19 protein-coding genes are annotated in these 18,437 nt (G+C 71.5%); 8 read left to right on the forward strand and 11 right to left on the reverse strand.

Translation table 11 applies throughout. The annotated features are described in order from the left end of the window. Nucleotides 1-55: 55 nt before the first annotated feature. The 4 genes from ACGF3A_RS36455 to clpS form a co-directional block, all read right to left on the reverse strand. The gene (locus ACGF3A_RS36455) at nt 56-1,513 is read right to left on the reverse strand and encodes an amino acid permease (protein ID WP_393734787.1); all 1,458 of its coding nucleotides are present in this window, start codon (nt 1,511-1,513) and stop codon (nt 56-58) included. Between the two features lie 262 nt (nt 1,514-1,775). Then, nucleotides 1,776-3,329 carry an alanine/glycine:cation symporter family protein gene (locus ACGF3A_RS36460; RefSeq protein ID WP_393734788.1) on the reverse strand — a complete coding sequence of 518 codons (1,554 nt, stop codon included), beginning with the start codon at nt 3,327-3,329 and terminating at the stop codon, nt 1,776-1,778. 360 nt (nt 3,330-3,689) lie between these two features. Further along, nucleotides 3,690-4,325 carry a DUF2017 domain-containing protein gene (locus ACGF3A_RS36465; protein ID WP_393734789.1) on the reverse strand — a complete coding sequence of 212 codons (636 nt, stop codon included), beginning with the start codon at nt 4,323-4,325 and terminating at the stop codon, nt 3,690-3,692. Continuing rightward, complete coding sequence (gene clpS / locus ACGF3A_RS36470) at nt 4,325-4,636, reverse strand: ATP-dependent Clp protease adapter ClpS (protein WP_393734790.1); 312 nt, start codon at nt 4,634-4,636, stop codon at nt 4,325-4,327. Before clpS ends, ACGF3A_RS36465 begins: the two co-directional genes overlap by 1 nt. Before the next feature lie 139 nt (nt 4,637-4,775). Between clpS and ACGF3A_RS36475 the strand changes: the two genes are divergently transcribed. Then, nucleotides 4,776-6,107, forward strand: a complete 1,332-nt coding sequence (locus ACGF3A_RS36475; RefSeq protein WP_393734791.1) for a nicotinate phosphoribosyltransferase — start codon at nt 4,776-4,778, stop codon at nt 6,105-6,107. Nucleotides 6,108-6,406: 299 nt separating this feature from the next. Further along, nucleotides 6,407-7,000, forward strand: coding sequence for a nicotinamidase (locus ACGF3A_RS36480; protein ID WP_393734792.1), 594 nt, complete (start codon nt 6,407-6,409; stop codon nt 6,998-7,000). A 36-nt stretch (nt 7,001-7,036) separates the two neighbouring features. Here ACGF3A_RS36480 and ACGF3A_RS36485 read toward each other — a convergent pair whose 3' ends face one another. Then, entirely contained in the window at nt 7,037-7,498 is a 462-nt protein-coding gene (locus tag ACGF3A_RS36485; protein WP_393734793.1) for a hypothetical protein, read from the reverse strand. 803 nt (nt 7,499-8,301) lie between these two features. On the opposite strand from ACGF3A_RS36485, the gene ACGF3A_RS36490 reads away from it, so the two are divergent. Continuing rightward, the gene (locus ACGF3A_RS36490) at nt 8,302-8,610 is read left to right on the forward strand and encodes a hypothetical protein (RefSeq protein ID WP_393734794.1); all 309 of its coding nucleotides are present in this window, start codon (nt 8,302-8,304) and stop codon (nt 8,608-8,610) included. A gap of 51 nt (nt 8,611-8,661) precedes the next feature. On the opposite strand, the gene ACGF3A_RS36495 is transcribed toward ACGF3A_RS36490, so the two are convergent. Both ACGF3A_RS36495 and ACGF3A_RS36500 read right to left on the reverse strand, forming a co-directional pair. Beyond that, nucleotides 8,662-9,354 carry an RDD family protein gene (locus ACGF3A_RS36495; protein ID WP_393734795.1) on the reverse strand — a complete coding sequence of 231 codons (693 nt, stop codon included), beginning with the start codon at nt 9,352-9,354 and terminating at the stop codon, nt 8,662-8,664. A 90-nt stretch (nt 9,355-9,444) separates the two neighbouring features. Continuing rightward, complete coding sequence (locus ACGF3A_RS36500; RefSeq protein ID WP_393734796.1) at nt 9,445-11,037, reverse strand: RDD family protein; 1,593 nt, start codon at nt 11,035-11,037, stop codon at nt 9,445-9,447. 299 nt (nt 11,038-11,336) lie between these two features. Between ACGF3A_RS36500 and ACGF3A_RS36505 the strand changes: the two genes are divergently transcribed. Both ACGF3A_RS36505 and ACGF3A_RS36510 read left to right on the forward strand, forming a co-directional pair. Continuing rightward, nucleotides 11,337-11,813, forward strand: coding sequence for an SsgA family sporulation/cell division regulator (locus ACGF3A_RS36505; RefSeq protein WP_393734797.1), 477 nt, complete (start codon nt 11,337-11,339; stop codon nt 11,811-11,813). 75 nt (nt 11,814-11,888) lie between these two features. Continuing rightward, complete coding sequence (locus ACGF3A_RS36510) at nt 11,889-12,215, forward strand: hypothetical protein (protein WP_393734798.1); 327 nt, start codon at nt 11,889-11,891, stop codon at nt 12,213-12,215. Here the strand turns inward: ACGF3A_RS36510 and ACGF3A_RS36515 are convergent. Next, nucleotides 12,169-13,578 (reverse strand): MFS transporter, encoded by a 1,410-nt coding sequence (locus ACGF3A_RS36515; protein WP_393734799.1) that lies wholly within the window; start codon nt 13,576-13,578, stop codon nt 12,169-12,171. The genes ACGF3A_RS36510 and ACGF3A_RS36515 overlap by 47 nt on opposite strands. A gap of 124 nt (nt 13,579-13,702) precedes the next feature. Between ACGF3A_RS36515 and ACGF3A_RS36520 the strand changes: the two genes are divergently transcribed. Further along, on the forward strand, nt 13,703-14,236 hold the full coding sequence (locus ACGF3A_RS36520) for a winged helix-turn-helix transcriptional regulator (protein ID WP_393734800.1): 534 nt from the start codon (nt 13,703-13,705) through the stop codon (nt 14,234-14,236). Nucleotides 14,237-14,461: 225 nt separating this feature from the next. Here ACGF3A_RS36520 and ACGF3A_RS36525 read toward each other — a convergent pair whose 3' ends face one another. Then, complete coding sequence (locus ACGF3A_RS36525) at nt 14,462-14,767, reverse strand: hypothetical protein (protein ID WP_393734801.1); 306 nt, start codon at nt 14,765-14,767, stop codon at nt 14,462-14,464. Next, complete coding sequence (locus tag ACGF3A_RS36530; RefSeq protein ID WP_393734802.1) at nt 14,760-14,972, reverse strand: hypothetical protein; 213 nt, start codon at nt 14,970-14,972, stop codon at nt 14,760-14,762. The genes ACGF3A_RS36525 and ACGF3A_RS36530 overlap by 8 nt, the downstream gene beginning before the upstream one ends. Before the next feature lie 377 nt (nt 14,973-15,349). On the opposite strand from ACGF3A_RS36530, the gene ACGF3A_RS36535 reads away from it, so the two are divergent. Further along, complete coding sequence (locus tag ACGF3A_RS36535; protein ID WP_393734803.1) at nt 15,350-15,610, forward strand: hypothetical protein; 261 nt, start codon at nt 15,350-15,352, stop codon at nt 15,608-15,610. Between the two features lie 52 nt (nt 15,611-15,662). Here the strand turns inward: ACGF3A_RS36535 and ACGF3A_RS36540 are convergent, their stop codons facing one another. Then, nucleotides 15,663-17,039, reverse strand: coding sequence for an FAD-binding oxidoreductase (locus ACGF3A_RS36540; RefSeq protein WP_393734804.1), 1,377 nt, complete (start codon nt 17,037-17,039; stop codon nt 15,663-15,665). A 133-nt stretch (nt 17,040-17,172) separates the two neighbouring features. On the opposite strand from ACGF3A_RS36540, the gene surE reads away from it, so the two are divergent. After that, nucleotides 17,173-18,123, forward strand: coding sequence for a 5'/3'-nucleotidase SurE (surE, locus tag ACGF3A_RS36545; protein WP_393734805.1), 951 nt, complete (start codon nt 17,173-17,175; stop codon nt 18,121-18,123). Nucleotides 18,124-18,437 lie beyond the last annotated feature (314 nt).

The following is an 18,437-nucleotide window of genomic DNA, read 5'->3' on the forward strand; positions in this document are numbered from 1 at the left end:
GCCCACGGAAAGAGGGCCCGAGGGGTGATCCCCCGGGCCCTCTTCACGGCAGGTCTCAGCTCGTCGGCGTGCCCGACTTGAAGACGTTCGGGGTGCGCGCCTTCAGGACGAAGTACGCGACCGTCAGCAGCACCGCCCAGATCGGGGCGACGTAGAGCGAGACGCGGGCCTCCTTGTCGAAGCCCATCAGCACGATCACGAGGCCGATGAAGCCCAGCGCGAAGGCGCTCGTCCACGGCGCGCCGGGCGCCTTGAACTCCGACTGCGGCAGCTCACCCCGGTCCGCCTTGGCGCGGTAGCGCAGCTGCGAGCAGAGGATCATGATCCAGGCCCACATGCCGGAGATGGTGGCGAAGGAGACGACGTAGTCGAACGCCTTGGTCGGCCACTGGTAGTTGATCCAGACGCCGACCAGCATCAGCGCGGCGGAGAACGTGGTGCCGAGCAGCGGCAGCCCCGTCCTGCTCAGCCGGGTGAAGATCTTCGGCCCCTGCCCGTTGAGCGCGAGGTCGCGCAGCATCCGGCCGGTGGAGTACATGCCGGAGTTGCAGGACGAGAGCGCGGCGGTGAGCACCACGAAGTTCACGATCCCGGCGCCCGCCGGGAGGCCGATCTTCGTGAAGGCGGCGACGAACGGGCTGGTGCTCGGCGCGAACGCGGTCCAGGGGACCACCGAGAGGATCACGATCAGCGAGCCGATGTAGAAGAGCGCGATGCGCCACGGCACGGTCTTGATCGCCCGGGGGAGCGCCTTCTTCGGGTTGGTCGCCTCGCCCGCCGTGACACCGACCAGCTCGACGGCCAGGAAGGCGAACATCACGATCTGGAGGGTCATCAGCGTGCCGCCGATGCCCTTGGGGAAGAAGCCGCCGTGGCTCCACAGGTTGGAGAACGAGGCGGTGTCGCCCGCGTCCGAGAACCCGATCGTGACCACGCCGAGGCCGATCAGGATCATGCCGATGATGGCGGTGACCTTGACCATGGAGAACCAGAACTCCAGCTCACCGAAGAGCTTCACCGAGATCAGGTTGATGCAGTAGAGGGCGATGGTGAAGACCAGCGCCGAGATCCATGGCTTGATGTCCCACCAGTAGTTGACGTACGTGGCCGCGGCGGTCACTTCCGTGATGCCCGTGACGACCCAGAACAGCCAGTAGGTCCAGCCGGTGACGAAGCCGAAGTACGGGCCGAGGAACTCGCGCGCGTACTCGGAGAAGGAGCCCGAGACCGGGCGGTACATCAGCAGTTCGCCCAGGGCGCGCATGATGAAGTAGATCACCGCGCCCGCGACGACGTAGGCCAGGATGAGGCTCGGCCCCGCCTTGGTGATGGCCTTGCCCGCACCGAGGAAGAGCCCGGTGCCGATGGCGCCGCCGATCGCGATCATCTGGATCTGACGGCCGCCGAGTCCTCGCTGATAGCCCTCGGACTCCGCGGAGGCCGCGTCTGCCCCCCGCTGGCCGGGGACGTGATCCCTTGGCGGGTCCTGTTCTTCGACCTGCTCGGAGGTCATACGCTGCGCCTTTCTCCATACCGATCCGGACCGTTCCGGATCGGGTTCCGATCCCCCCGGATGGAGTTGTGCGTGCCGACGGTCGGCCGGCGGGCATCCCTCATCCACAGGGGTGGCGTGGAAAAAGGGATCGGGAAGGTCTACCACGGAGAGAGGTCATGAACGAGTGACCCGGGCCACCCTCAAAGCAGGGTGACCCGGGACAACCAGCACGTTCGAGTGAACACCTTGAAGTGTTCGTTAGTCAGATTTTGCAGTCCGTTTAACGGACGGCGGCGGCTTCCTCCGTCGCCTCGATCTCCTCCTCCGACTCACCCGCGTCGCGGCGCCGCGCGTAGTCGAGCACCTTCCGCAGCTCCTTCTTCACCACCGGCATCAGGAAGTAGAGCCCGGCGATGTTGAAGAGCGCGGCGGCGAACAGCGCCGCGTCGGAGAGCCCCACCAGGGTGCCCAGGGAGAGCAGCGCGCCCGCGACCGTGATGACACTGAAGACGATCTTGTACGAGATGGCGGCGGCCCTGCTCTCGCCGAAGAAGAACGTCCAGCACTTCAGCCCGTAGTAGCTCCACGTGAGGACGGTCGAGAAGGCGAAGAGCAGCACCGCGACGGTCAGGACGTAGGGGAACCAGGGCAGCGCGGTCTCGAACGCGTCCGAGGTGACGGAGATGCCCTGGCTGGTGCTGCCGTCCACCGCGCGGCCCGCCGCCGCGTCGTCGCGCAGCTTCTCGTACATCGGCCCGCCCGCGATGATGATCGTCAGCGCGGTCATGGTGCAGATGACGACGGTGTCGATGAACGGCTCCAGCGAGGCGACCAGCCCCTCGGTGGCCGGGCGCTTCGTCTTCACGGCCGAGTGCGCGATGGAGGCGGAGCCGATGCCCGCCTCGTTCGACCACGCGGCCCGCTGGAAGCCGACGATCAGCGCGCCGATGGCGCCGCCCGCGACGCCCTTGGGGCTGAACGCCTCGGTGACGATGGAGGCGAGCGCGTCCGGCACCGCGGTCACATTGAAGAGGATGACCATCAGGCAGGCGACGACGTAGACGAGCGCCATGCTCGGCACCAGCTTGCTGGCCACCCTGCCGATGGCCTTGACGCCGCCGAGCAGCACCACGCCGACGAGCGCGGCGATCACGACGCCGTAGAAGAGGGCGCCGCCCGAGCTGTTGAAGAAGCTGTCCTCCTTGCCGGTGACGCTGACCAGCTGCTCCAGGCTCTGGTTGACCTGGAAGAGGTTGCCGCCGAAGAAGGCGAAGACCAGGATCATCAGGGCGCTGCAGAAGGCCAGCACCTTGCCGAGGCCCCCCATGCCGCGCTCGGCCAGGCCGTGGACCAGATAGCGCATCGGGCCGCCGGAGACCGTGCCGTCCTCGTTGATCTTCCGGTACTTCACCCCGAGCGTGCACTCCACGAACTTCGTGGCCATGCCCAGGAAGCCGCAGAGGATCATCCAGAACGTGGCGCCGGGGCCGCCGACGGAGACGGCGATGGCGACGCCGGCGATGTTGCCGAGCCCGACGGTCCCGGACACCGCCGACGAGAGGGCCTGGAAGTGGCTCAGCTCGCCGGGCGCGTCCTTCTGCTCGTACTTGCCGCGCACCAGCCGCAGCGCGACCGGCAGATGCCGGATCTGCGCGAAGCCGAAGTACACCGAGAAGACGGCACCGGCGACCACCAGCCAGACGACCATCAGCGGAAGATCGGCCCCGAGGACGCGGACGTCGTAGAAGACGATGTCGTTCATCGTCGTGGAAATGGGGTCGAAGAAATCGCTGATTGATTTGTCGACCTGATCGGTCCAGGACTGATTTGCCATGCGTTTACCTTTGGCCGAGCGGTACGGATCCGATTCCGCGGGCGCCGGAAAGGCGTGAGGGGCCGCCGTCAGGAGGGCGGGGGAATCGGGTTCCGGGCTTCCTACCACGGCGCACGGCTCCACTTATGTGACCTGGATCACATGAGCAAAGAGAGATCAAAACGGCCGGGCACAAAAGCCGCATACCACCCATTAAAGGCATAACTTTTGCCGGGACTGCCGGGAATCGGGGGTCTTCGGCGGGAGCGGCAGGGAAACGCCCGCAATCCACGGCCGTCGGCCGACCGTGGGAAGGGGTCGTGAAAGGGATCGGGAAAGGAATTCAGGCGGAGCTTCCGGAGAATTTCCGGAGTCCGGGCATCAATCCATCAGGGTCTCGACGAGAGTTTCCTGGAGGCCGCCGAGCCAGAGATAGGCCATTACCATCGGTTTACGCGGATCGGAGTCCGGCAGCGTGTACATCTCGCCGCCGTCCTCGTCCGAGACGTCCAGCCGGGTGCCGATGGCGAGCCGGAGATCGTTGAGCGCGCCGAGCCACTGCCGGGAGTCGTCCGCCGTGAGCGTGAGCACCGCGCCCCGGTCACCGGGCGTGAGCCCGTCCAGGGCGCGCACCATGGCGAGGCCGTCCTCGCGCTTGCGGGCCCGCAGATCGTTCTCGGTGTAGCGGCGGAACTCGGAGGACGCCGCGCGGGCCTCCTCCAGCTCGTCGGGCTTCGCCTCCCCGGCGTCCGGCCCCGGCCCGTAGGCGTCGGGGAAGAGCCGGGCGAGGGCGGGGTCGGCCGGGGGCTCGGACGGGCCGTCGGCGAAGGGCCAGGCCACGTCCTCCAGGCCCTCGAACCCCTCCATGCCCTCGGGCGCGGCCCCTCCGGCGGGCTCCGCGCCGGGGCCGATCAGCTCCAGGAGCTGGACGGCGAGGCTGCGCAGGATGGAGACCTCGACCTCGTCCAGCGCGATGGCGGCGCCGCCGCCGTCCACGGACTCGAAGTGGCCCGCCATCAGCGGTCCTGGGTCAGGGTCGCCCAGAGGCCGTAACCGTGCATCGCCTGCACGTCGCGCTCCATCTCCTCGCGGCTGCCGCTGGACACGATCGCCCGCCCCTTGTGGTGCACGTCCAGCATCAGCTTCTTCGCCTTCTCCTTCGAATAACCGAAGTACGCCTGGAACACGTACGTCACGTAGCTCATGAGGTTGACGGGGTCGTTGTGGACGACCGTCACCCAGGGCACATCGGGCTCGGGCACCTCGACGTGCTCTTCGCTCGACTCCGGGCGCTCGATCTCCGTAGGGGCGACACTCACGGGTCCCATGCTGCCACCCGGGGCGGGCACCCGCGCAAACGCGGCCCCCGGCGGGGGCCCCGCCGGGGCCTCCGGCGCATATCGTCAAGCTGACGAGATGTGGGGTACGCTCAGCCTGACCGAACGAACTCGCGAGGTGGGACCGAACGTGAACGAGGCAGATACGGGGCTGCCGGTGACCGTGCCCTCGACGGCGCTGTTCACCGACCAGTACGAGCTGACCATGCTCCAGGCCGCGCTCCGCGCGGGCACGGCGGAGCGGCGCTCCGTCTTCGAGGTCTTCACCCGCAGGCTCCCCGAGGGCAGGCGGTACGGGGTGGTGGCCGGCACGGGCCGCGTGCTCGACGCGGTGGAGAACTTCCGCTTCGACGACCGGATGCTGGAGTTCCTGCGCGCGGGCAAGGTCGTCGACGGCCCCACCCTGGAGTGGCTCGCGGACTACCGCTTCAGCGGCGACATCCTCGGATACCCCGAGGGGGAGGTGTATTTCCCCGGCTCGCCGCTGCTGCGCGTGGAGGGCAGCTTCGCCGAGTGCGTGCTGCTGGAGACGGTCATCCTCTCGATCCTCAACCACGACTCGGCGGTCGCCGCCGCGGCCTCCCGCATGGCCGTCGCCGCGGGCGGGCGCCCGCTGATCGAGATGGGCGCCCGGCGCACGCACGAGCTGGCCGCGGTCGCCGCCTCCCGCGCGGCGTACGTCGGCGGCTTCGACACCACCTCGGACCTGGCCGCCGGGTTCCGGTACGGGATTCCGACGGTCGGCACCAGCGCCCACGCCTTCACCCTGCTGCACGACACCGAGCGCGACGCCTTCCAGGCCCAGGTCGACTCGCTGGGCAGCGGCACCACGCTGCTGGTGGACACGTACGACGTGACGGCGGCGGTGCGTACGGCCGTCGAGGTCGCGGGCCCCGGGCTCGGCGCCGTCCGGATCGACTCGGGCGACCTGCTGCTCCTCGCGCACCGCGTGCGCCAGCAGCTCGACGAGCTGGGCGCGGAGAAGACCAAGATCGTCGTCACCAGCGACCTCGACGAGTACGCGATCGCCTCGCTCGCCGCCGCGCCCGTCGACGCGTACGGGGTCGGCACCCAGCTCGTCACCGGCAGCGGCCACCCCACCTGCTCGATGGTCTACAAGCTCGTCGCCCGCGCCGACTCGGACGAGCCCGGCGCGCCGCTCCGGCCCGTCGCCAAGCGCTCGATGGGCGGCAAGACCTCCGTCGGCGGCGCCAAGTGGGCCGCCCGGCCGCTGGACGCCGACGGGGTCGCGGAGGCCGAGGTCATCGGCAGCGGCCCGGTCCCCGAGGAGCTGGCGCCGCACCAGCTCCAGGCCGAACTGGTCAAGGGCGGCTCGGTCATCGGCCGCGAACCCCTCCAGGCGGCCCGCGAGCGCCACCGGGCCACGCTGGAACGGCTGCCGATGTCCGCGAAGCAGCTCTCACGGGGCGAGGCCGTTCTCCCGACGGAGCATCTCCGGTGACGAAGTCTGGGGTGCTGCGCAGGGGCTGCCCCGCACCGTTTCGCCGCAGGCCGCGGCACACATGTGGCTGGGCGCGCAGTTCCCCGCGCCCCTTCGGGGCGCACCTGCCGTGCCCCGTCAGGGGCGCGGGGAACTGCGCGAGTGACCACGACGCGCCCGCGGCCGGCGAAGCACCGAACGGGGCAGCCCCTTCTCCGCCCCGAGATGCCGCGTACGGGAGGGACGAGGGGCGAGGCCCACTGCCGCGTACGCGCGTACGCGTCTAGTCTCAGAAGCGAGCCGACCGAAGGGTGTGCACCATGCACCGGGCACTGATCGTCGTCGATGTGCAGAACGACTTCTGCGAGGGCGGCAGCCTCGCGGTCACCGGCGGGGCCGACGTGGCCGCCGCGATCACCGATCTCGTGGCGGACTCCTCAGCGGGGTACCGCCACGTGGTGGCGACGCGCGACTTCCACATCTCCCCCGGGGACCACTTCTCCGAGCACCCCGACTTCGAGCGCTCCTGGCCCCCGCACTGCGTCGCGGGCACCGAGGGGGTCGGCTTCCATGCGAACTTCGCGCCGGTCGTCGCCTCGGGCGCGATCGACGCGGTCTTCGACAAGGGCGCCTACACCGCCGCGTACAGCGGTTTCGAGGGCGCCGACGAGAACGGGACGTCCCTCGCCGAGTGGCTGCGGGCCCGCGAGGTGACCGAGCTCGACGTCGTCGGCATCGCGACCGACCACTGCGTGCGCGCCACGGCGCTGGACGGCGCCCGCGAGGGCTTCCGGGTCCATGTGCTGCTGGACCTCACCGCGGGCGTCGCCGAGGGCACCACGCAGCGCGCGCTGGACGAGCTGCGGGACGCGGGGGTCGAGCTGACGGGGAAGCCCGTGGTCTCCACGGCGTAGCCCCGCTCCCCCGCCTCCCTCAGGCCGGGGCGGCGCCTAGGCGGTGCCGACCCGGAGCAGCGAGGCGATGGGGTGCCAGGACTCGCGGTCGTCCTCGGGGACGGCCCGCCAGACCAGCCCCTCGGGGTGGTGGAGCACGGCGGTGACCTCGTCGGCGGTCGGCGGCTCCGCGTTCCCGTTCAGATAGATCGCGCGCAGGCCGAGGTTCCGCAGCCGGGTCAGGGCCCGGGCCCGGTTCTGCGCGTGGACGAGCACACGGACGCGTGGCTCGTCCCCGTGCCGCCGGGGGGCCGCGGCGCGCACCGTGTGCGGCTCGTCGGCCTGCGCCGACCAGCGGCGCGGGCCCAGGGGTCCGGCGGCGCTCGCGCGGGTCCCGCGCGGCGCTCCTGAGAGCCGCAGGGCACCACCTCCGGCCGGGCCCTGCGGGCGCGGGCGGGGCAGGCTCAGCGCGACGATCACGCTGCCGTCCGGCAGCCTGACGAATCCGCCTCCTGACATGTACATCATCTCCCCCGTGAGACTCGCTTCGGGTGGTCACGCGAGGGCCCGGTCGAGGAACCCTCACAGGAGGCATCTAAACGCGATCGCGCTCCCACCGCCAGGGGGTAACGGGTGATCATGTTTTGACCTGCAACGATGCAAACAAATTCATCCCTGGGTTGCACACACCATGATCGTCAAACCTCGGGACCCCGCTGTGGATCTTGTCAGTGGCATGTGCAGGGGTGATTCGATCACCCTCGCCGTGACCTTGGTCACGCTATGCCCGCTTCTCCGCCATATGTCCCTTGAGCTGGAATTTCGCGGCCCGGAACGCCTCCCGCACCCCCCGTTTCACCTCGCCTGGAGACCGTACGGCACCGCCGTACGGGCCAACCACGGGCCGGTGGGCCATAGTTGGGGAGGACGGGCGCACGGCACCCGGGACCGTCGGGCCCCCGCGGTCCTCCGGAGCAGTTCAACTCACCGTCAGATAACGGATGCGAACACCGGTACGTCCCTCCGGCACGCCCCCGTGCGACCCCGGCGCCACCCCCGGCGGACAGGGGGGAGCACGAGCGGACGGCGCGTCACACAAGAGGACTACGCCGTCCACGAGTTGGGATTCCTGGGACCCCGTGCGCCAGTGCGCCCCCTGTGCAACAGCGGCGTGGGTTAGGTCACGCTTACCCGGCTTTCCGCTAGGGCATCCCGGACCGTAGAGTCGTTCGATGGCGCCCCGTTTGTACCGAGGCAACGAGGGCCGTGCAACGACCCGTTCGACGTCCACTCTGACCTCACCCCCCGAGGACGGATCCGCCATGCCGCGTCCGAATGCCGCACAGTTCGCTTACGGATCTGCCACCGTCATCTGCTCCGCGCTCGCCATGCTGCTGCTCTCACAGGCCCGTTCGGGCCTCGGAGTGACAGTGATCGCGTTCGCGGCACTTGCCCTTGGCGTACTCGTCGCGCTCACCGCTCCCACCCCGCGCGCAACGCGCAAACGGGCGACGGCGGTCCGCGTGGCGCAGGGGACCCCGGTCCCCGTCCAGCACACCGCCTCCAGCACGGCGGCGGCCGCCGCTCCGGCCGCCGCGGGACGGATCGCGGAACCCACCCTGCGGCGCTGACCCGGAGCGACAGGCCGGGTCAGCCCGTACGGGCCGTACCGCCGCCCCCGTTCAGTCGGTGGCGACGACCACGGTCCGCGCAGCCTTGTCGTGGACGCACTGCTGGTAGGGCTTGTCCCAGGTGCAGAACAGCACGTTCACGAGCCAGAACAGGAAGCCGAGACAGGGGACGAGCGCGGGCAGGGAGTACGTGGCGGCGCGGAACCAGCCCGGCGAACCGTGCGGGACCGTGCCGTTGGACAGCATCCCGACGCGGATCTTCATCAGCTTCTTGCCGACGGTCTGGCCCCGCGCCGTGAGCATGGCGCCCTCGTAGATCAGGTAGACGAGGGTGTAGACGGCCTGCTGCCAGTACGTCTGGCCGGTGTCGGTCGAGTAACCGCCCTGCGCGAGGCCGACCACGATGCCGACCGGGATGCCGATGAGAAGGGCGTCGATGATCCGGGCCACCAGCCGCCTGCCCCGCGAGGCGAGCGGCGGCATCCCGGCGAGGGGGTCGGCGGCGCCCATGGTGCCGCCGTAGGGATTGTCGTAGGGACCGGGGCCGGCATAGGGACCGGAACCGCCGTAAGGACCGCCGCCGTACGGACCGGCGGCGCCGTCTCCTCCGCCGGGCGGCGGCGGAGGGGGTGGCGGCGCGCTGTCGTACGGCGAGCCTCCGCCGCCCGACGACGGGGGCGGCGACGGCTGCTCGGGCTGCTCCGGCTTCCGGAAGGGATCGTTCTCGGGCTGCTCCGTGCTCATGGCCCGAGTGGAACGCCCGTCCCGTGAGCGCGCATCCGCTGCGTGCTGTTCGGGGGACGGGCGTGGCCCGTACGGACGCGCGTACGGACGTCAGCGTGGGCGGCCCGCCACGAACGTGCGTGCCACCTTGTCGTGCCAGCACTGGCGCCAGGGCTTGTCGAACACGCACCACAGCACGTTCACCACGCCGACCGCCAGCAGCCCCAGCACCCCGTACACCAGCCAGCGCGTGAGCGCGGCGCCGAAGGTGGGCGGGTCCTGCCGCTCGACGTCGAGGACCGTGACGCCGCACAGCTTCTTGCCCAGCGTCTTGCCCCAGCGGGCCGTCGGCAGCACCTCGTACAGCAGTCCGAAGACGAGCAGGGCGCCGAGGACGATCGCGAGATAGCCGCCCGTCGTCCCGTCGATCAGCCAGACCTGCTTGGTCACGCCCGCCTGCTCGACCGCGTCGACCTTGTCGTCGATGTGGTCGGTCGCCTTGGCCACGAACGGGAACGCGACGCCGCCGCCCACGGCGAGCGTGAGCACCAGGTCGACCAGCCGGGCGCAGAGCCGCTTTCCGAGCCCCGCGGGCCGCTCCTGCCGCGCCACGCTCGCGAACGGGTCCTCGGCCGGGGGCCGCCAGGGCGTGACCGCGTCCGGGCCGCCGCTCTGCGGCTGCGCGGGCAGCCCGGCACCGGCGGGAGAGGCGGTGGCCGGAGCCGGTGAGGGCGCGGCGGCAGGCGCGGGCGCGGCGAGTTCCTGCACCTGCTGCTGCCAGGGAGCGCCGGGGTTCGCGGCCGAGGCGGGCGCGGACGCGGGGCCCTGCGGAACCGCGGGGTTCTGCGCCGCCGTACGGGCCGGGGTGGCCGCGGGCGCGGCGGAGGCAGAGGCGGAAGCGGAGGCTCCGCCCTGGCCGGGGACGCGCTGTCCGGACGGCTGCTGCACCGGCCCCTGGTTCTGGCTCTGGTTCTGGCCCTGGCTCTGGCTGTGGCCCTGCCCCTGGCCCGGGACGGCGGGAGAGGACGACGCGCGGGGCGTGTCCGCCGACGGGCCGCCGGTGCCGAGGACTTCGGAGCGGCGCAGCCCCACGGTGTGCTCGCGCTTGCCCTGTCCGGGCACCTGCGGTCCCTGCTCCGCGGGGGCGGCCGGGGTGCCAGGAGCGCCCGTACCCGCGGGCGGCTCGCTCTCGCCCCCGGCGCGCGGCCGTTCGGCCTCCGCCTCTCCCCCGCGCGCCCGGTCGCCGCCCCGGTCGCCGCCCCAGTCGCCGCGCGGGTCGTCGCGGCCGGAATCGGCGCTGTCCTCGGGCGTGGGCCAGGAGATGCGGCCCTCGTGCTCGCCGTCGGGGCCCGCCTGCCGGGCCGCGTCCGCCTGCCACGCGGAGCCGCCGCCCGGCCGCAGCTCGGGCAGCGCGTCGTCCTCGTCGAGGAAGACCGGTCCCGTCTCCTCCGGTTCCGTCCGGCGCGGAGGCGACGCGGATGACGCGGGCGACGAGGCGAGCGCGGGCCCTGCGGGCGGCTCGGGCGCGGCCGGAGGAGCCGCGCCGGGGGGCGGCTCGGGCATCGGCTCGCCCTCGCGGGGCTCGGGGCGGCTCGTGCCCGGCACCCACGCCGAACCGTTCCAGTACCGGATGTATCCGGGGATGGACGGATCCGGGTAATACCCCGAACGAGGTACCTCACCGCTCGTACCGGAGGGTGCCACTGCCCCCAACTCCCATCATGACCGACACACTTGACCTGGCAGCGGCGTTGCGGCCTCGCTGGTCACCGCTGTGGCCCGGCGGGGGAACCTCCGCCTGTCCAAGGAGGACAGTAACGAAGAAGACGGCCCCGGGCGGAGGGAGACCGCCCGGTTGACCGCGTTCGAGCGACCCCGGAGGACGCTCGCCGGGAAAAAGTTGGAGGAAATCTCCGGAAGCCGTGTAAGGAACCACGACCAGCGCTCTCTCACCTGTGCACCCCGCCGCACACGCGGCACGGCACAACGAAAGGGCACACCCCATGAACACCGTCGTGGAACGCGAGCTGGAGATGAAGCTGGTGCTCTCCCCCGAGCGCAGCGTCCCCGTACCCGCCCGCCTCAGCTACCGCTCGGACGACCCCTTCGCCGTCCATGTCACCTTCCACATCGGCACCGAGTTCCCCGTGCACTGGACGTTCTCGCGCGAGCTGCTCGTCGAGGGCGTCTTCCGGCCGTGCGGCCAGGGGGACGTACGGGTGTGGCCGACCAAGGTCGAGTCGCGGGAGGTGATCTGCATGGCGCTGACGTCCCCGGACGGCGACGCGCTGCTGGAGGCGCCGTCGCTGGCGCTGTCGGCGTGGCTGGAACGGACGTTGCGCGTGGTGCCCCCGGGGCAGGAGCACGAGGCGCTGGGGATCGACGAGGGGTTGAGCGAGTTGCTCGCGCCGACCCCTCGGGACGACCTGTATCTGCGCGACCCGTGGCAGAGCGATGAAGGCGGCGAGAGCGGATCGTAGAGGAACGGACGCAACTCGCCGGAGGAATGCCGGAATACGACCGTCCCTGAAAGGAAATCCGCCATCATTCCGCCCATGCCTCAAGAGGATCCGCACGGACCGCGCGAGCAGGAGGTCCGCCTCCGCGTGGGAGCCCGTCTCCGCGACCTCGCGGAGCGTCTCGACCCGGCTTCCTTCGAGCTGCTGCTCAAACTGATGAGCGGCGTCAACGCGGCGTTCGACCGCCGCAACGAACCCATCGACATCCAGATGACTCCGGAGGAACGGGCGCTCTACACGCCCGTTCTCGAACGGGAACTGGTGGCCCTCCTGGAGCTGGCCAGCGTCCCCCCGGAGCGGATCCACACGGAGACGGTCAGCGAACGGCCACGGCACGCGTCCTGGCCGTACGTCGTTCCCTGAAGGCGAGGGCGCCCACGGCGCCCGCCAGCATCAGGGCCACGCCCACCAGCAGGGCGTGGTCGGCACCGTGCGCGAGGGCGCGCGCGGAGTCGCCGCCGTGCCCGGAGCCGGCCGAGGTGGCGACGACGATCGTGAGGGAGAGCCCCATGGACGAACCGATGTAGCGCGCCGTGTTGTTGGCGCCCGAGCCCATCGAGGCGCGGTCGGGAGGCACGCTCTCGACGGCGGCGCGGGGCATCGCGGCGTTGAGCAGCCCGCTGCCGACGCCCGCCACGAGCCAGCCGGGGAGCGTACGGACCCAGGAGCCGGAGGACATGGCGCCCAGCATGGTCAGCGCGCCGAGCGCGGAGAGGACGAAGCCCAGCGCGAGCTGATGACGCGCGGAGAAGCGCTCCGGCAGCCGCTTGGCCTGGAGCGCGACGAGCAGCGCGACGCCGGACCAGAGGCACAGCAGCCATGCCGTGCCGAGTTCCGACATGCCCATGGCCTGCTGGAGCAGCGCGGGGAAGTAGCTGAACATCCCGATCACGCCGAGCCCCGTGAACAGCGCGCTGCTGGTCGCGGCGAGGAAGGCCGGGCGGCGGAAGAGCCCGAGGTCGAGCATGGGCGCGCTGACGCGCCGCTCGATCGCGACGAACGCGGCGAGGAGCACGGCCGTGGCGCCCAGCAACTCCCCCACGGCGGGCCGCAGCCAGCCGTCCCTGCCGACGGTGAGCGCGGCGAGCAGCGCGGTCAGCGCGAGCCCGAGCACGACGGCGCCGAGCAGGTCGGGCCTGCCGGGGCGCGGGCTGCGGGACTCGGTGAGCGTACGGGCGGAGACGGCGGCGAGGACGAGCGCGGCGACGGCGTAGAGCGCGTAGCCGACGCGCCAGTCGAGCGCCCCGAGCGCGGCGGAGGCCACAGGTCCGGTGGCGATGCCGCCGCTGAGCGCGGCGCCCCAGACGCCCATGGCGCGTACCCGCGCGGGCCCCTGGGGGTACGCCTGTGCGAGGAGGCCCAGGCTGCTGGCGACGATCGCCGCGCTGGCGCCGCCCTGGGCGATACGGGCGAGGGTGAAGGTCAGGGTGGAGGAGGCGGCGGCGCCGAGCGCGACGGTGACGGCGAGCACGGCGGTTCCGGCGACGAAGACGCGCTTGCGCCCGTAGTCGTCGGCGAGGCTGCCCGCGACGAGCAGCAGGGCCGCGAGACCGAGCGCGATCCCGTTGAGCAGCCACGCCTGGCCGGAGACGCCGGTGCCGAAGGAGGCGGTCATGCCGGGGAGCGTGAGCATCGGCGCGGTGTAGTTCATGAGCGCGACGAACGTGGCGAGGCTGACGGTCGCGAGGACCGCGCCCGCGCCCGTGTCGCGTACGGGGGCCGACACTGCGTACTCCTGGGGTCGTGGGTTCCGTGAACGAACTGAGTTCAATGAACGAACTCGCTGGTGCCGGAGGAACGTAGCACGCGTAGGTTCATTGAATGAACCAAGGCTTGGTAAGGTGGCCCGCATGGCACTGAAAAAGGGCTACGCGGCGCAGGACTGCTCGCTCGCCCGGACGCTGGAGCTGGTCGGCGAGCGCTGGACGATGCTCATCGTCCGCGACGCCTTCTACGGGGTGCGCCGCTACAGCGACTTCCTCGCCCACCTCGACATCCCGCGCGCGGTGCTCTCCGGGCGGCTGCGGACGCTCACCGAGGCGGGAGTGCTCGACAAGCGGCGGTACGCGGACTCACCGCCGCGCGACGAGTACGTGCTCACCGACAAGGGCCTCGCGCTGTGGCCCGCGCTCTACGCCCTGCTGTCCTGGGGCGAGGTCCACGCCTCCGGCTCCCGGTCCGTACGGCGGCTCTACACCCACGCGGCGTGCGGCCGCCGGCTCGGCCCCGGCGGGGGCTGCGAGCAGTGCGGCGTCGCGGCGGTGCCGCCCGCCGACATCGCCATCCACCCCGGCCCGAACGCCGACCACCCCTCCCGCCAGGACCCGGTGAGCCAAGCCCTGCTGACCCCGCACCGTTTGCTGGTCCCCTTGGAGACCGGGTAGGGGGAGCCCCTCTCCGTCCGCTGCGGTCTGCGGGCCCGCTGTGGCCGCTCGCGCAGTTCCCCGCGCCCCTTCGGGGCGCACAGGAGTGCCCCGTCAGGGGCGCGGGGAACTGCGCGACAAGCCACGACGCACCCGCAGACCGGCCGAGGGAGGAGGGGCAGCCCCTGCCCGGCACCGGAGAGGGGATACGGGCAAGAAGGACAGTCGGCCCTCTACGGCTGGGCGTCAGCGGCGTTGGTCGGAGCCGAAGAAGAAGCCGAAGGCGGCGCTGGCGAGGGCCACCACCGGGGTGAAGAGGGTGCTGACCTCGCGGAAGTCGGCGTCGGTGAACTTGGTCCAGCGCTGGAAGATGAGCGCCAGGACCGGCAGCACGGCGATGACGCCGACGAGCCAGAAGAGGCGGAGGGCCAGCGCGCGCCGGGTCTCGTGGATGTGCATCTCCGGGGTCGAGAAGACCTCGGCCTCGCCCGGCGGTTCGTCCTCCGACAGCTCCGTGAGGCGCAGCGCGGGCTCCGGCGGGGGCTCAGCCACGGCACCCACCGCTGCCCGGCTCGCACTCCTCGGCGTCTCCCGCCTCCTCCAGGGAGAAGACGGCACCGGCGCCCGGGGCCTCGTCCTCCACCAGCAGGCACAGGGATCCGGTCCCGGCGCCCACCGGGACCCGGTCGGCGTACGCGTGCACCACGGCGTCCGGCGCGCGGAGCCTGGGGCAGTCGAAACCGGCCTCCAGCAGCACGCTCCCCTGCGTTCCGCTGGTGGACCGGGCGAATGGGCAGGGAGCAGGCGTGCGGCCCTGCCGGGCGCGCGGGTCCTGTGAAGTCGACACTCCGGTCACCCCCTCTCCGCAACTCCCCCTGATTTCGCGGACGTTCGAGCACGGCGGGCAGTTCCCGTCACTTTATGGAACGGAAAGACTACCACGCACCTCACGCATCGAATCAGCAGTTCAGGTGGGATTGATGCACACTGGATACACATCGTATGCGCATGCGGTGCGCATGACGGGTTGACACGATGCGTGTCAGGAACGCATCCTGAGAGGGCAAGGCAAGGACAGAACCGCGCGTACGGCACCGGGGGAGTCCGGGCTGCCCAAAGAAGAGGAGTCCTCCCATGTCGGACATGGAGAACGCTGTTACCCGTACTGAGCCCGGCGGCACCCGTTCCGGCGCCAGCACCCGGCTCAGCGTCAACATCAGCGAGGCGACGGCGGAGGTCCTCCAGAAGCACAAGCGGAGGGGCGTCTCGATCACGGAAACAGTCCGCCGCGCCACCGCCGTCTACGATCTGATCGAGACCGAGGCGGCCAAGGGAAGCAAGATCCAGATTGTCGACAGGGACGGCAGGACGCGCGAGCTGCTGCTGATCCCCTGACGCGGCGAGGCCGTCGTGCGCGCTCTTCCGGTCGGCACACTCATCGGCACGCTCAGAAGAGCTTGCCCGGATTGAGGATGCCCTGAGGGTCGAAGACGGCCTTGACCGCGCGTTGCATCTCCAGCCCCACCGGCCCCAGTTCGCGGGCCAGCCACTCCTTCTTGAGCACGCCCACGCCGTGCTCCCCCGTGATCGTTCCGCCCAGGCTCAGGCCCAGTGCCATGATCTCGTCGAACGACTCGCGGGCGCGGCGCGACTCGTCCTCGTCCGCCGCGTCGAAGCAGACCGTCGGATGGGTGTTCCCGTCCCCCGCGTGCGCGCAGACCCCGATCGTCAGCCCGTGCTTCTCGGCGATGGCGGCCGTGCCCTCCAGCATGGCCGCCAGTTCGCTGCGCGGGACGCAGACGTCGTCGATCATCGTCGTCCCCTTCACCGCCTCCAGCGCGACCAGCGCCGCGCGCCGCGCCTGGAGCAGCAGCTCCGACTCCGCCGCGCTCTCGGCCGGTACGACCTGCGCCGCGCCCGCCGCCTCGCACAGCTCCCCGATCGCGGCGAGCTGCGGGCCCGGCTCCGGCGTGTCGAACGCGGCGAGCAGCAGGGCCTCGGTGGTCTCGGGGAGGTCCATCTTCGTCAGCGCGTTGACCGCGCGGAGCGTCGTACGGTCCATCAGCTCCAGCAGCGCGGGCGTGTGCCCGGCCTCCATGATCCGGCACACCGCGTCGCAGGCCGCGGCGGCCGAGGGGAACTCGGCGGCGAGCGCGAGCTGCTGGGGCGGCTCGGCGCGCAGCGCGAGGGTCGCCTTCACGACGATCCCGAGGCTGCCCTCGGAGCCGACGAAGAGCCTGGTCAGGTCGTATCCGGCGACGCCCTTGGCGGTGCGCCGCCCGGTGGACATCAGCCGGCCGTCGGCGAGCACGACGTCCAGGCCGAGCACGTACTCGGCGGTGACGCCGTACTTCACGCAGCACAGGCCGCCGGACGCGGTACCGATGTTGCCGCCGATGGTGCACTCCTCCCAGCTGGAGGGGTCCGGCGGGTAGAAGAGGCCGTGCGTGTTGACCTCGCGGGAGAGCGCGGCGTTGACCACGCCGGGCTCGACGACCGCGACGCGGTCCACGGGGTTGATCTCCAGGATGCGGTTCATCCGTACGAGCGAGAGGACCACGCAGCCGTCGGTGGCGTTCGCCGCGCCCGACAGTCCCGTACGCGCGCCCTGCGGCACGACGGGGACGCGCAGCGCGCTCGCCGTCCGCATCACGTGCTGGACCTCCTCGGCGGTGCGGGGCAGCACCGCGACGGCGGGGGCACCGGCCGGGCAGAAGCTGGCCATGTCGTTCGCGTAGGTACCGAGGATGTCGGGGTCGGTGAGGACCGCGTCCTCCGGGAGCCCTTCGCGCAGGCGCTCGATCAGCTCGCTCAGCTCGCTCATGTGCTCAGGCTCGCAGGCGGGCGGTGCGGACGGAACCCGCCGGAAACGATCTGTTGAGCACGCCTTGAAGTGACGACCCGTCAGTTCTAAGGTGCCGCGACCGCTCGTGTTCGTCCCGGGAGGGAGACGGCGCATGCGTATACGGAGAACCGTGGTGCTGCTGGCGGTGGCGGGGAGCGCCGCGGGGCTCGTCGCCGGATCGGGGGTCGCGGGCGCGCGCCCCGCCGAACGCGCCGCCGCCGAGCGGGAACGGGACGGCCTGCGGATCCTCGTCTCCAACGACGACGGCTACCGGCACCCGTACCTCCACCGGCTCCGCGACGCGCTCGCCGCCGCCGGGCACACGGCCGTGATCGTCGCGCCCGCCGAGGACCAGTCCGGGCGCGGTACGGGGCTCAACTTCACCTCGGGCGCGACGGTGCGGGCGGTGGAGGCCGAGCCCGGCGTCTGGTCCGTGACCGGCTCGCCCGGCGACGCGGTCGCCTTCGGCGCGGAACGCGTCCTGAAGGATCCTGACCTGGTCGTCTCCGGTGTCAACGCGGGGCCCAACTCCGGCACCAGCGCGAACCATTCGGGGACCGTCGGTGCGACCGTCATGGCCCAGGACCTCGGCGTACCCTCGCTCGCGGTGAGCGCCGGGTACGACCTGTCGAACCCCCAGGATCCGTTCCCCTCCGCTTCGGAGGCGGCGGACTTCACCGTACGTACGGTCGAGCGGCTGGCCCGTACGGCGGCTCGCGGGGCGCCGCTGCTGCCGCCCCACTCCTCGCTCAACGTCAACTATCCGGCGAAGCCGGATGGAGGGCTCGCCTTCACCAACGTGGGGCACGCGCGGGAGATCACCCGCTCCTTCACCCCGGACCCCGGGGAGTGTGCCGAGTGCTACAAGGTGAGGCTGGGTGTCGCCCCTGACGCGCCCGAGCCGGTCCCGAACGCGGACACGTCCGCCCTGCGGCGGGGCGACGTGAGCGTCTCGTTGCTCACGGGGGACTGGAGTGCCCCCGCGTGGGCCGAGGGACAGCCCCCACCCTCTTCCTCCGAGGTACGCCGCACAAAGGCCCGCCTTCTGGGCTTGCGCCCTTAGCACATCCGTACCCGGCATGGTGGGCTGCGCTTGCCAACCCTGCGCCTTGCGCAGACTTCCCAAGCTTCGCGGAAGAGCAGAGGGCGCCCCCTCCAGGGGGCGCGGGGAACTGCGCGACCAGCCACGACGCACCGCAGTCCGCAACGCGCAGGCGGGGGCAGACGTGCCCCGTCAGGGGCGCGGGGAACTGCGCGACCAGCCACAGCGCACCCGCAGACCGCGACGCACAAGCAGGGGCAGACGCGTCCCGTCAGGGGCGCGGGGAACTGCGCGGCCAGCCACGACGCAGCCGCAGGCCGCAGCGCGCGGCAAGG

Source organism: Streptomyces sp. NPDC048172, assembly GCF_043202595.1.
In the GTDB taxonomy this organism is placed as follows: Bacteria; Actinomycetota; Actinomycetes; order Streptomycetales; family Streptomycetaceae; genus Streptomyces.

Bases quoted from the DNA above. Each gene is read 5' to 3' on its own strand.
- ACGF3A_RS36455 (WP_393734787.1), bottom strand. From the start codon at position 1,513: ATGACCTCCGAGCAGGTCGAAGAACAGGACCCGCCAAGGGATCACGTC.
- ACGF3A_RS36460 (WP_393734788.1), bottom strand. From the start codon at position 3,329: ATGGCAAATCAGTCCTGGACCGATCAGGTCGACAAATCAATCAGCGAT.
- ACGF3A_RS36465 (WP_393734789.1), bottom strand. From the start codon at position 4,325: ATGGCGGGCCACTTCGAGTCCGTGGACGGCGGCGGCGCCGCCATCGCG.
- clpS (WP_393734790.1), bottom strand. From the start codon at position 4,636: ATGGGACCCGTGAGTGTCGCCCCTACGGAGATCGAGCGCCCGGAGTCG.
- ACGF3A_RS36480 (WP_393734792.1), top strand. From the start codon at position 6,407: ATGCACCGGGCACTGATCGTCGTCGATGTGCAGAACGACTTCTGCGAG.
- ACGF3A_RS36485 (WP_393734793.1), bottom strand. From the start codon at position 7,498: ATGTCAGGAGGCGGATTCGTCAGGCTGCCGGACGGCAGCGTGATCGTC.
- ACGF3A_RS36490 (WP_393734794.1), top strand. From the start codon at position 8,302: ATGCCGCGTCCGAATGCCGCACAGTTCGCTTACGGATCTGCCACCGTC.
- ACGF3A_RS36495 (WP_393734795.1), bottom strand. From the start codon at position 9,354: ATGAGCACGGAGCAGCCCGAGAACGATCCCTTCCGGAAGCCGGAGCAG.
- ACGF3A_RS36505 (WP_393734797.1), top strand. From the start codon at position 11,337: ATGAACACCGTCGTGGAACGCGAGCTGGAGATGAAGCTGGTGCTCTCC.
- ACGF3A_RS36510 (WP_393734798.1), top strand. From the start codon at position 11,889: ATGCCTCAAGAGGATCCGCACGGACCGCGCGAGCAGGAGGTCCGCCTC.
- ACGF3A_RS36520 (WP_393734800.1), top strand. From the start codon at position 13,703: ATGGCACTGAAAAAGGGCTACGCGGCGCAGGACTGCTCGCTCGCCCGG.
- ACGF3A_RS36535 (WP_393734803.1), top strand. From the start codon at position 15,350: ATGTCGGACATGGAGAACGCTGTTACCCGTACTGAGCCCGGCGGCACC.
- ACGF3A_RS36540 (WP_393734804.1), bottom strand. From the start codon at position 17,039: ATGAGCGAGCTGAGCGAGCTGATCGAGCGCCTGCGCGAAGGGCTCCCG.
- surE (WP_393734805.1), top strand. From the start codon at position 17,173: ATGCGTATACGGAGAACCGTGGTGCTGCTGGCGGTGGCGGGGAGCGCC.